10 protein-coding genes and 1 pseudogene are annotated in these 9,714 nt (G+C 67.1%); 7 read left to right on the forward strand and 4 right to left on the reverse strand.

The window, feature by feature from the left end:
• Nucleotides 1–946: 946 nt before the first annotated feature.
• The 6 genes from HMPREF1138_RS06280 (at nt 947) to HMPREF1138_RS06305 (ending at nt 5,129) form a co-directional block, all read left to right on the forward strand.
• Nucleotides 947–1,669 (forward strand): ABC transporter ATP-binding protein, encoded by a 723-nt coding sequence (locus tag HMPREF1138_RS06280; protein ID WP_009057800.1) that lies wholly within the window; start codon nt 947–949, stop codon nt 1,667–1,669.
• Between the two features lie 92 nt (nt 1,670–1,761).
• Nucleotides 1,762–2,550 (forward strand): ABC transporter permease, encoded by a 789-nt coding sequence (locus HMPREF1138_RS06285; protein ID WP_039937215.1) that lies wholly within the window; start codon nt 1,762–1,764, stop codon nt 2,548–2,550.
• A 9-nt stretch (nt 2,551–2,559) separates the two neighbouring features.
• Entirely contained in the window at nt 2,560–3,663 is a 1,104-nt protein-coding gene (locus HMPREF1138_RS06290; protein WP_009057809.1) for a sensor histidine kinase, read from the forward strand.
• 186 nt (nt 3,664–3,849) lie between these two features.
• Nucleotides 3,850–4,491 carry a response regulator transcription factor gene (locus HMPREF1138_RS06295; protein WP_009057799.1) on the forward strand — a complete coding sequence of 214 codons (642 nt, stop codon included), beginning with the start codon at nt 3,850–3,852 and terminating at the stop codon, nt 4,489–4,491.
• A gap of 46 nt (nt 4,492–4,537) precedes the next feature.
• The gene (locus tag HMPREF1138_RS06300; protein WP_021610950.1) at nt 4,538–4,741 is read left to right on the forward strand and encodes a type II toxin-antitoxin system VapB family antitoxin; all 204 of its coding nucleotides are present in this window, start codon (nt 4,538–4,540) and stop codon (nt 4,739–4,741) included.
• Nucleotides 4,742–4,745: 4 nt separating this feature from the next.
• Nucleotides 4,746–5,129 (forward strand): type II toxin-antitoxin system death-on-curing family toxin, encoded by a 384-nt coding sequence (locus tag HMPREF1138_RS06305; RefSeq protein ID WP_009057805.1) that lies wholly within the window; start codon nt 4,746–4,748, stop codon nt 5,127–5,129.
• On the opposite strand, the gene HMPREF1138_RS06310 is transcribed toward HMPREF1138_RS06305, so the two are convergent.
• The 4 genes from HMPREF1138_RS06310 to HMPREF1138_RS06325 form a co-directional block, all read right to left on the reverse strand.
• Entirely contained in the window at nt 5,116–5,970 is an 855-nt protein-coding gene (locus HMPREF1138_RS06310) for a VanZ family protein (RefSeq protein WP_009057803.1), read from the reverse strand. The two genes, HMPREF1138_RS06305 and HMPREF1138_RS06310, sit on opposite strands and share 14 nt — an antisense overlap.
• A gap of 205 nt (nt 5,971–6,175) precedes the next feature.
• On the reverse strand, nt 6,176–6,919 hold the full coding sequence (locus HMPREF1138_RS06315; protein WP_009057808.1) for an HNH endonuclease family protein: 744 nt from the start codon (nt 6,917–6,919) through the stop codon (nt 6,176–6,178).
• 130 nt (nt 6,920–7,049) lie between these two features.
• Nucleotides 7,050–8,537, reverse strand: a complete 1,488-nt coding sequence (locus HMPREF1138_RS06320) for an amino acid permease (RefSeq protein WP_009057796.1) — start codon at nt 8,535–8,537, stop codon at nt 7,050–7,052.
• 9 nt (nt 8,538–8,546) lie between these two features.
• Complete coding sequence (locus tag HMPREF1138_RS06325) at nt 8,547–9,245, reverse strand: trimeric intracellular cation channel family protein (RefSeq protein ID WP_009057802.1); 699 nt, start codon at nt 9,243–9,245, stop codon at nt 8,547–8,549.
• Nucleotides 9,246–9,343: 98 nt separating this feature from the next.
• Here HMPREF1138_RS06325 and HMPREF1138_RS06330 point away from each other — a divergent pair.
• A pseudogene (locus tag HMPREF1138_RS06330) lies at nt 9,344–9,714 on the forward strand (PfkB family carbohydrate kinase); the annotation flags it as partial.

The following is a 9,714-nucleotide window of genomic DNA, read 5'->3' on the forward strand; positions in this document are numbered from 1 at the left end:
GGCTGTGCACTGATCAGTCATGCCCGCCAGTCACCAATGTCGCACGTAATTCCCCTCCACATATTTCAGACTTTGAAATGTAACCGTTGGAATTGCAACGTTTGTGGGCCATCTCGAAAAATGACCGAGTTAAATTACGTGCGAAACTAATCTGGCGCTCGCCCCGGTTCCCCCCACGGGCACCGTGGCCTGGCCCGAGCCAACCGGTGCTCGCCACACCGGTGGCGATGGGGGTTTTGCAGCATTAGAAGCCTCCCTTCGGCGTGTCGCCGGCGTGTCGCACCTCTAATGGTGCAATTCCCCCCGTTTGGTGGCGGTGAGGTCACGGTTCGGGGCGGTGAAGTCGCGGCTCGAGGTGGCGTGGCGCCCACTGCGCAGACCACCTCGGCGAAAATCGTTGACAGGCTGCTGTGGGCGAGGTGGCCTGCGTTGCGGACACAACGATGCCTGGCCGCATGGAGCTCGCATGCGAACCCGCTATCGCGAGCGCTAACCCGCAATATCGCACGCTAACCCGCTATTCCGCGTCTGGGCGGGGCCGCCCGCGCTCGTGTTAGGGGGTTAAGGTGCGGATCAGAGGGCCCGCGCTCGTATTAGCGGGCCCACGTGCGCGGTTACGGGTGCGCGAGCCACGACAACGACCAACCGATACGATTTCGCATGCAATTTCCCTGTAAACCTTTCATACATTGAAATACTGTCGTTGCAATTCCAACGTTTTGAGGCGTCGCAGAAAACCACCTCGGGGGAATTGCATGCGACTTTCGGGAGGGGACACTACCCCCGTGCAGCTCGTTGACCGGATGCGGGGGAATTACATGCGAAACCGAGCTAGCCCAACGAGGCAAGACGCGCGCCCGCACCCGCGCCCCCTGACATTTGTCATGGCACCACCTGCATCAAAGGGCACTTCCGGCCCCACCTAAACGCGCGCAGACTGGGAGTCATGAACGCAGAAGCAACGCCCGCCCTCCAGGCGACAAACATCCACCAGTCCTTCGGCCACGTCGACGCGCTGCGCGGCGTGAACCTCACCCTCATGCCCGGCGAGATCGTGGCGCTCCTCGGCGTCAACGGCGCGGGAAAGAGCACCTTCCTGGACATCGTCCTCGGCCTGGCCACCCCCACGCAGGGCGACATCAGCGTCTACGGGATGAACCCGCGCGAGGCCGTGCGGCGCTCCCTCGTGGGCGCGATGCTCCAGTCCGGGGCCTTGCCGCGCGACGGAAAGGTCCGCAACACGATCGACCTGGTCGCCGCCATGCACGCCAACCCGATCCCCACCGACGAGCTCCTCGAGCGCACGAACCTGACGAAGCTCGCCAAGCGGCCGCTCAACAAGCTCTCCGGCGGCGAGGTGCAGCGCGTGCGCCTCGCCCTCGCCCTTTCCGGCAACCCGGACTTCCTGATCCTCGACGAGGCCACGGCCGGCATGGACGCCCTGGCGCGGCGCGCATTCTGGGACACGATGCACGCCGAGGCCGCGGAGGGCCGCACGCTCCTCTTCGCCACGCACTACCTGACCGAGGCCCGCAAGGAGGCCGATCGCATCGTCATCATCGACGCCGGGAAGGTCCTCCTGGACGCTCCCACCGAGCAGGTCGTCGCCGACAACGAGGACCTCGAAGACGTCTTCGAGCGCATCACCTCCCACGCCGACGCCGAGTGAGCGCGACGAACGCCCACCCCGATGAGCCGGCCCCGGCCTCGTCCCGAGGCCCCCGGCCCACGAACCCAGACACGACACACGAAGAAGGAATCATGACCACCCACGCACCCGCGCGTACCACCGACCGACCGATCCCCTCCCCCTTCACGGGGGCCGGGAAGCTGTGGCGCGCGACATTCCTGTCGCACATCCTTAACCCGTGGAACATGGCGTTTGCCCTGCTCCTGCCCCTGTTCATGTACGCGATGTTCGGGATGACCGAGGCCGCGCGCACCACGCAGACTGGGCGCGGCAACGTGGCCGCCGCGATGGTCGTCATGATGACCACATACGGCGTGATCCTGGTGGGCGGGTCGCTCGGCGCGACGCTGTCCGTCGAGCGCACGACCGGAATCTCGCGCATGTACGCGCTGACGCCCATCCAGCCGTGGGTGATTCTCCTTGTGCGCCTCACGGCCCTGGTGGCGCTGAGCGCGTTCATCGCGCTCATCTGCTTCAGTGTTGGCCTGGCTACCGGCTCGCAGATGACGGCGGGCGCGTGGGCGGCCAGCGCCGCGGTCGTCATCGCGCTGTCGGCGCTCGGTGCGCTCATCGGCCTGGCGTGCGGCTACACGATTAAGGGCGAGAATGCCTACAGCGCTTCGGCGTTCGTCATGGTGTTCGGCGCGTTCGTGTCCGGCATGTTCATCCCGCTGGAGCAGATGCCGCCCTTCGTCTCCCACGTCGCACCCTTCACGCCCCTGTACGGCGCCGTCCAGGCGATTTACGCGGTTGCCGGTACCGTCCCGATGCCGACGGCGGCGTGGCTCAACATCGTCGGGTGGGTGGTTCTCACGGCGGGCATCGCCTGGTGGGGCGCGTCCCACGACACGGCTCGCTAGGCTGGTGTCATGAAGGAGCGCTTGATCTCCCTGGCGTGGGCGGCCCCGTGGATGCTGTTCATAGGGTTCCCCCTCGCCTACGCCGTGCGGCTGCCGGATCCGGCCCAGCGCGCGGGCCTCATCGGGTTGTGCGCCCTCATCGCGGTCGTGAACTCGGCGACGTGGCTGGCCAATCCCCTGCCCGCGCGCAACTCCTTCACGAGGCCATTCATCCTCTCCCACGCGGCGCTGGCGGCGGCGACGGTCGCCTACCTCGTGTACGCGGTTTCCGTTGACACGCCTCACGCGTTCATGCTGACGTCGTATCTGCTGGTCGCGTGGGTGTTTCAGGCGCCGGGCAGGTTCATCGTCGCGGGCCTCGTGCCGGTGACCGCTATCGCGGGTGTGGCCGCTTACGCGCAGGGTGAGCCCCTGTGGATGGGCTGGTACCTGGTGCTGCTGTGTGTCTTCGTGGGGGTGGCGCGTTGGCGCATGGAGCGTTCGGCCCGCGAGCATCTGCGCCGCCAGGATGCGATTCAGCGCGCGAAGGCCGCCGAACGGGCGCGCCTGAGCACGGATCTGCACGACATCCTGGGGCACTCGCTGACGGGGATCACGATGATATCTGAGCTGGCGGGTCGTCTCCTGGAGGCGGGGCGTGTTGAGGAGGCGCGCGAGCAGATTCGCGCGGTCACCGCGCAGTCGAACGAGGCCTTGGCTGACGTGCGCCGCATCGTGGCGGCCGCGCGGGCCTTGTCCCCGGGAGAGGAGCTCGAGGAGGCGCGGTCGCTTTTGGAGGTCGCGCGCATCGACGCCGAGATCACGAACGAGGGCGAGCCGCCGTCGGGGCCTCGTTCGGCCGCCGCCGCCCACGTGATCCGCGAGGGGGTCACGAACGCGATCCTGCACGCGCGCCCCTCGTGGGTGCGTGTCCGTCTCTCCCCGGGCGGCGTGACCGTCACAAACGACGGATACTCGGCCGCCTACGCCGCGTCGAGCGCGGGGTCGGGGTCGGGCCTGGCGGGCCTGTCTGAGCTGGTCGGCGACGAGGGCACGCTCACCTGGGGCGCGTCGGGCTCTACGTGGACGCTCGCGCTGTCCTTCGACGCCGAAGCCGCCGCCCACTCGTCCTGACCTTCGACGGTGCACCCGCCGCCCACTCGTCCTGATCTTCTCCGCCGCGGCCCCCTCCCAGGGCCCCGCGCTGTCCTTCGACGGTGCACCCGCCGCCCACTCATCCTGAGGGGCGGCGAACACAAGGAACGATCCTCTCACCTGCGCTAGCCTAGTACCCCAAGCGCAGGCAGACAGGAGGGTGACGTGACGATTCGGGTACTCGTGGCCGATGACCAGGCGATGATTCGCGGGGCGTTGGCTGGGTTGCTGGACCTGGAGCGCGACATTGAGGTCGTCGCGCAGGCCGCGGACGGCGCGCAGGCACTCGATGAGCTGGCGCGCCTGGCATCAGCGGACGCCCCTGCCCGCGCGAGTGCCCCCATCGACGTCGCCATCATCGACGTCGAGATGCCCCGCATGGACGGCATCACGGCCACGCAGGCGATCCGTTCCCGATTCCCGGGGGTGCGCGTGCTCATCGTGACGACCTTTGGGCGCCCAGGTTACTTGCAGCGCGCCCTCGACGCGGGGGCGACGGGCTTCATGGTGAAGGACGCGCCGGTCGAGACTCTCGTGGAGGGCGTGCGGACGGTGGCCGCGGGCGGGCGGGCGATCGACCAGAATCTGGCGTTGGAAGCGCTGGCGGCGGGGTCTTCTCCCCTGACGGATCGCGAGGCCGACGTGTTGCATGAGGTTGAAGGCGGAGGCACGATCGCCGACATCGCCCATTCCCTCCATCTCAGCCAGGGGACGGTGCGCAACCACGTGTCCTCGGCGATGCTGAAGATGAACGCGCGCACGCGCGCCGAGGCCGCGTCCCTGGCCCGCGCGGCCGGCTGGCTGTAGGAGGGCCACCACCACAAGTCTGGTATCAGAGTGATACCATTACGGCATGGCTATGACACTCCGACTCGACGAGGAACACGCACGCAAGCTCGACGAGCTCGCCCAGCGCGCCGGCACGTCCAAACACGATGCAGTGCTGCGCGCCATCGACGAGGAGTTCAACCGCATGACGCACCGCCAGCGCGTGACCGACGCACTCAACCAGACCGTTGAGCGCTGGGGGGACGCGCTGGAGCGACTTGGACAGTAGCGCCATGCCGTGCGAGTTTCTCTCACTTGAGGACCTGCTGGATATCGTGACCGCACTGAGAATCGGTCCCGTTCGAGATCTCGGCCTCCTCAATGCGGCGGCCTTGCGCCCGCAGACGACGCTGATGGGCCAGGACGCTTACCCGTCCACCGCAGCCAAGGCGGCAGCTTTACTTGAATCACTCACGAAGAACCACGCGCTGATCGACGGCAATGAGCGCCTTGCGTGGGCTTCCTGTTCCGTTTTTTTATCTCTCAACGCGCTCGAAATCTCAGAAACAGTTTCCAACGATGATGTGTACGACCTTGTGGTCGCCGTCGCTTCCTCTCGCGTGACGCTCGAGCAAGTCTGCGCCACGCTATCGGATTGGACAGCTACGCGCCCATGAAGCGCGCGTTGCGCGCGATGAGGGGCAGGAGCCGCACGCCCAGGTAGGTGCCGATCGTGTTGGTAATGACGTCGTCGATGTCGACGACGCGGTAAGTGCAGGGCACGACACCGAACAGGCCCGTGTACTGGGTGAATTCGATCAGGCAGGAGACGAGGGCGCCGATCGCAATCCATACGAGCACGCGACGGGTGGGAATGGAACGGGCCAGGCGCCCGCCGTCGGTGGGCAGGTCCTCGCGGGCTTGGCGGGCGCGCCGAATCCTCCACGCCGTCTCCGCGAGCGCGCCGAGGGGCACGAACAGGGCGATGTTGAGGAGGATCGATAGGCCGTAGAGGGTGCCGCGCAGCTGTTCGCCGTCGCGGAATTGGTCGGCGACGGCGGACAGGGACCCGAAGGGCACGTAGTTGTCCCAGTGGATGATCGCGGCGCAGGCTGCCACCGGGTCGGAGGGGATCGGCAGGAGCGTGAAGATCAGGAGGCCCGCCAGGTAGAGGATCCACGCGAGGGGCAGTGCCCTCGGCAGCCTCCACATCGACGAGGCCTGGGCCGCGACCACGGGAATCTCCGCGGTCGTGGGGGTGTGCGGGTTGTCTTCTCGCGGCAGGAGGGCACCGGTCCGCTTGGATCGACGGTAGATGAGGGGCAGGGCCTTGGAGACGGTGAGCTGGTCGTGGCTGGCGTGGCCGGGGGCCTCGTCGTGTGAGGTGGCGCGCGGGGGACGCCCGCGCAGGCGCGCGCGGTCAGCACGCATGCCGAGCAGCCACCACAGGGCGCAGGTGAGCGCGCTGACGGCCGCGTACAAGCCCGCGTCCATCGCCCAGTTGATTGCCGTGTACATGTCGCCCCTCTCCCTTGAGGGGAACCTTACCGGCGTTGTTCGGCAACGTCCCCGCGCTGGGTACAGTTCCACACCGGATGGACACATGTTGAGAAAAAGCCTGAGATTCTTCTTGCCTCCGCTAGTCACTGGCACACAGGCGCACTGCATTCGTGTGAGCGTCACACGCACAGGCTCACACTCCGAACAGTCTGACAGATTCGGACTAGGGATCGTTCGAGCAGGTAGTCAGCTGGGTCGCCATCGCGTCCTGTTCGGCCTGAGTGACGCTGAGGCCGTAGGCGTATTTGACGGCGATCTGCCGCTTGACGTAGTCGCAGCGGAAGGCGGCGTTGGGCGGCAGCCACTGGTCAGCGGAGGACGCCGACTTGTCCTCGTTTGCCGCCCCGTCGACCGCCAGGAGGTTCTCGGGGTCGTTGGCGAACTCCTGGCGCCGCTGCGCGTCCCACTGCCAGGCCCCCGAGCGCCACGCGTCAGCCAGGGCGACGACGTGGTCGATCTGGACCAGGGCAGAGCTCTTGTCCCCCCTCTGGAACTGGATCGTGGTGCCCGTGTAGGGTTCGGCGAGCGTCCCGGTGAGCACCACGCAGTCCCGCGTACCCGGCTTGAAGGTGGGTCGCGCGAGGTCCCGGGCGAGGATGTCGTTACGGGTATCGCAGCCGTTATGGTCGGTATCCGCCCACCGCTGTCCGAAGGCCTGACGGTCGTAATCCGGGACGACTGACGCCTCATCCGCGGACCGAACGGCGAGTTCGCGCAGCTGGCGGGCAGCCTCGGTGTCAGGCAAGGAGGACAGCGCCTCCCCGCTGCGCATCGGAGGCCACCCCAGGCGCGAGCGCAGGCCCAGCAGGTCCCAGCCGACGCCGGGCGCGAACGCCCACACCAGGGCGGCGACGATCAGCAGGACGCCGATCATATCCCCGATGCTTCTGCGGCGCTTGCGTGCCATCACGCCTCCTGTTCACTCATCACTCGCGTGAGCCCACGCCATGGGGGCACCCCGACGCGTCGTCGGGGTGCCCCCATGATGGACCCGACCGCCGGCATCTGCGTACTCGGCGGCGCGCCCCTGTGGATAACTACTTGGTGGCGCGCGAACTCACCAGCTGACGCACGAAGTAAATCGCGACGATGATGAGCGTGAGCGCGCCCATCGAGACCAGCTGAGAGCGCCCCTCGTCGCTCGTGAGCATGAGCGCGGCGATGCCAGCCAGGCCCACCAGGACAACCCACGGCAGCCACGGCCAACCGGGCATGCGGATCACGAGGGAGCCGCTGCGCTCCAGAGTGGGGTGCAGGCGCATGAGCGAAATGATGATGAAAGTCCACACGATGAGGAGGACCATGCCGATCGCGTTGATGAGCATCGTCAAGATAGTGTCTGGCAGGTACCAGTTGCCCAGGACCGCCAGGAGCGCCAGCGCGACGACCAGGCCGACCGCTCGCTTCGGGGTGCGCCCGGCCGCGATGTCTCCCTCCCTCTCGGCAGCCAGGACGGCCTCGTCGTCCTCGAGGGCGGCCTTGACGACGGTGTGCGCGTGCGCCTTCTCGGCGGCGGGAGCACCCAGCAGCCAGCGCGGCCCCATGTCGCGCGCAGACAGGGAGTAGACCATGCGCGAGGAGGCGTAAATGTTCGCGGAGAATGCGGAAACCAACGCCATGAAGATAATGACCTCCATGATGGTCCTGACGGCCGGGATGCCCGCCATCTCGAGGACGACGGCAAAGGCATTCTTCTCCATCGCCTCACTGTCCCAGGGCAGCAGGGCGGTCAGCAGGAGGACGGAACCCACGTAGAACACGAGGATGCGGGTAATGACAGAACGGATCGCGCTGGCCATCGCGGCGCGGGGGTCCTCGGCCTCGGCGGCGGCGATCGTGACGATTTCGAGGCCACCGAACGACGTGATGACGGCCAGGAGAGCCACGGCGATACCCGACAGGCCGTTGGGCGCGAAACCGTTGTGACCCAGGACATTCTGCAGGACGCCCTCGTGTCCGGGCAGCGGCCCAACGAGCGCGGTGCGCGCGACCAGGAAGACACCCACGCACAGGAAGCCGACGATCGCGATGATCTTCACCATCGACAGCCAGGCCTCGATCTCGCCGTACTGGCCGGCGGCCAGCAGGTTAATGCCGCCAATGACGACGACGATGACCAGGGCGACGACCCACTGGGGCACGCCCGGGAACCAGCCGACGAAGAACGTGGCCGCGCCCGTCACCTCCAAGCCCGACACCATGATGAGCATGACCCAATACAGCCACCCGATAGTGAACCCGGCCCACCGGCCGATCCCGGCCTCGGCGTAGGACGAAAAGGAACCGGTCGACGGCAGGGACGAGGCCAGCTCCGCGAGGGCCAGCATGACCGACACGACGATGATGGCGGCCAGCAGGTAGGACACGAGGACGGCGGGGCCCGCCTGGTGAATGGCGGAGCCCGTGCCCAGGAAGAAGCCGGCACCGATCGCCAGGCCCAGGGCCATCATGGACAGGTGCCACGTTTTGAACGGCTTACGCGCCGTTGCGGGAGACGAAGAAGCGTGTGTTGCTTTGGAATTCACACGGCCATACTAACGCCTACCCCTGCGCAGAGCTTTTAACTGCGAATATGTGAGAGTGATCGTCCACTCGCGGGTCTGCGGGAGCCTCCATCGACGCCAGTGCGCCATGGCGGTGAAGATGAGGCCAACGACAATGGATGCGCCCATGCCCAGGACCGGCTGGCCCATGTACCAGAACGCAACCGTGACCAGCGAGCACGCAAACGCCGGTGTGGCGTAGAGGTTATTGCCGCCAAAGACGCGCGGGACCAAGCCCGCGGAGATATCTCGGACCATGCCACCGCCGATGGCAGTCATGATGCCGAGCAGGATCGCCGGTATGATCGCAAACCCCGCGTCGAGGGTCTTGATCGCGCCGGTCGCGCTCCAACAGCCCAGCACCATGCCGTCAGCGATGACGAGGAGCACCGACCACGCACGCGAGTCCATGCGGAAGGCCATCGCGACCAGGGCACCAATGATCGCGAACCACAGGTAGTAGGGGTCTGTGATGGCCACGGGTGCGCCGGTACGCGTCGTCAGCAGCAGGTCACGGATCATGCCGCCCGCGAGTGCCGTCATGATCGCGAGGATGCAGAAGCCGACGGCGTCGAAGTTGCGTTCTCGCGCAACCTTTCCGCCGAGGATACCGTTGAGGAGCACGCCCATGAGGTCGATGGCTCGGAAGGCCTCGGGGAGTGAATTGTTCAGCGCGTCGAGCAGGTGCATGGCGGTCCGAAAGAGTCGGTGAATGTTGGTTCGCCATCATGGTACAGCCCCAGCGCCCGCCTCGTCCCCCAGCGCCCGCCGGGTGCGACAATATGCCCATGACTGCTCTCTTTGCCGGGCTGACGACCCTGGACGTGCTGCACCGACTCGACCACGTGCCCGACCCGGGCCTGAAGGTGACCTCCACGGACTTCACGATGGCCGCCGGCGGCCCAGCGACGAACGCGGCCGTCACCTACGCGGCGCTCGTCGCGGCCACCCGCGCTCCTTCCGCCGACGAGGCCGAGGCCGACTCCCCGGCCCCCTTCCCCTCGGGGGAGGCGCCGACGCTGCTGACGGCCCTCGGCGAGGGCCCGGTGTCCGCTTTCCTGGCCGCGGACTTGGCGTCCGCGGGCGTGCGAGTCCTGGATGCGGCGGCCCCCACCCCGCCCGATCACCCGTCCGCGCTTGGAGAGCGCGGCGCGGCCCC

The organism is Actinomyces sp. ICM58 (assembly GCF_000283035.1).
Taxonomy (GTDB): domain Bacteria; phylum Actinomycetota; class Actinomycetes; order Actinomycetales; family Actinomycetaceae; genus Pauljensenia.

Excerpts from the sequence above, each read along its gene's own strand:
- HMPREF1138_RS06280 (WP_009057800.1), top strand. The coding sequence starts at position 947 with ATGAACGCAGAAGCAACGCCCGCCCTCCAGGCGACAAACATCCACCAG.
- HMPREF1138_RS06285 (WP_039937215.1), top strand. The coding sequence starts at position 1,762 with ATGACCACCCACGCACCCGCGCGTACCACCGACCGACCGATCCCCTCC.
- HMPREF1138_RS06290 (WP_009057809.1), top strand. The coding sequence starts at position 2,560 with ATGAAGGAGCGCTTGATCTCCCTGGCGTGGGCGGCCCCGTGGATGCTG.
- HMPREF1138_RS06300 (WP_021610950.1), top strand. The coding sequence starts at position 4,538 with ATGGCTATGACACTCCGACTCGACGAGGAACACGCACGCAAGCTCGAC.
- HMPREF1138_RS06305 (WP_009057805.1), top strand. The coding sequence starts at position 4,746 with ATGCCGTGCGAGTTTCTCTCACTTGAGGACCTGCTGGATATCGTGACC.
- HMPREF1138_RS06310 (WP_009057803.1), bottom strand. The coding sequence starts at position 5,970 with ATGTACACGGCAATCAACTGGGCGATGGACGCGGGCTTGTACGCGGCC.
- HMPREF1138_RS06315 (WP_009057808.1), bottom strand. The coding sequence starts at position 6,919 with ATGGCACGCAAGCGCCGCAGAAGCATCGGGGATATGATCGGCGTCCTG.
- HMPREF1138_RS06325 (WP_009057802.1), bottom strand. The coding sequence starts at position 9,245 with ATGCACCTGCTCGACGCGCTGAACAATTCACTCCCCGAGGCCTTCCGA.